This window comes from Terrabacter sp. P5_B1, from assembly GCF_056400505.1.
Window position 1 is genome coordinate 1 of record NZ_JBFULD010000556.1, and the last position, 1,344, is coordinate 1,344.

At 75.1% G+C, this 1,344-nt stretch carries 2 protein-coding genes; both read right to left on the reverse strand.

From position 1 onward, the window contains the following. Window positions 1-658: DUF885 family protein (locus AC1DP0_RS21930; protein WP_478088708.1), on the reverse strand; the 658-nt coding region annotated here is incomplete at its 3' end. 84 nt (window positions 659-742) lie between these two features. Then, the coding region (locus tag AC1DP0_RS21935) for a PASTA domain-containing protein (RefSeq protein WP_478088712.1) at window positions 743-1,344 on the reverse strand (602 nt) is incomplete at its 5' end.

Consider the following 1,344-nt stretch of genomic DNA (forward strand, 5'->3'; position numbering starts at 1 on the left):
CGGCCATCGCGCCGTATGCCGTCGAGGCAGCCTGCGCGGAGGCGGCGAGCGCGGCCGCGAGCTCGCCCTCCAACGGCTCGCCGCCGACCGTGGCGTCGGCCACGATCTTGGCGAAGTAGGCGTCGTCGGCGGTGAGGTCGCGCGACTGCTCGGCGCAGGCCTCGACCTGGCGGCGCGGCGAGACCTGCCCGCGCTCGCGGGCGAGGAGCAGCGCCTCCTGGTAGCCCTCGAGCGCGGCCGGGATCTTGCCCATGCGGGTCGCGAAGACGCGCCAGTCCTCCGCCGTCTGCTGCGGCATGAGGTCGAAGACGTCGCGGACGCTCTGGAGGGGCGACGCGAGGACGTTGAGCGACATCTCGTCGAGCCCTGCGGCATACCGGTCCTGGGCGAGCTGGAGGCGCTCGGTCATGGCGTCGACGGTGACCCGGTCGACGTCGTCGCTCGGGGTGGCGGCGGCGAGCTGGGCCAGCGTGGTCCGGCGCAGCTCGGCGGCGGCGGCGTTACCGGCGGGCGAGAGGTCGTCGAGGTCCTCCTCGCCCCCGGGCACGCCGAGGAAGGTCGCGTTGATGGGACTGAGGGCGACGGCGGCCTCGAAGTAGCTCTCCGCGATGCGGTCGACGTCGGTCCGGGGTCGCGCGGTCTGCGTGTTGGCGGTCACCCGGTGAACGTAATCGAGGCCGGGGCCGCGTGCCAGCACATTGTGCGGCGTCCGCCGGCCGTGCTCGCCGCCGCGGGTCGTACGTCAGCCGCCGTTGGACGAGCCGCCCTTGTCGCCACCGCCCACGACGAGCGCGACGACCCCGTCGGCCGTCCGGGCGCCGGCCGCGGGCCATGTCGCCAGCACCTGCCCCTCCTTGCCGGCGGCGGGGATGGTGACCCTCGTGACCCGGACGTCCGTGCCGCCCAGGCGCTGGGTCGCGTCCGAGGCGCTGGTGCCGACGAGCCCGTCGGGGACGACGAACGAGGAGCTGACCTGCTCGGGTGCATGTCCGCGGCTCACGACGAGGGCCACCGTCTGGCCCTTCGTCAGGGGCTGGCCCTCCGCAGGGAAGGACCCCATGACCGTGCCGTCCGGTTGCGTCGAGCGCACGAGGACCCACCGCACGTTGACCCCGGAGCCGATGAGCTCGCGGACCGCGGCATCGCGCTGCCGGCCGACCAGACCGGCGGGAACGGCGCTGCCCCCGGCCGGAGCGGACGTCGTGGGCGGAGCCGAGGACGGCGCTGGGGAGCTCGCTGCGGGCTTGCCGCTGGCCGGCGGGGTGGCCGGGTGCGAACCCGACAGCAGGACGTAGGCGAGCGTCGCGACGAGCGCCACGACGGCGGCGCCGAGCACCCAGACGA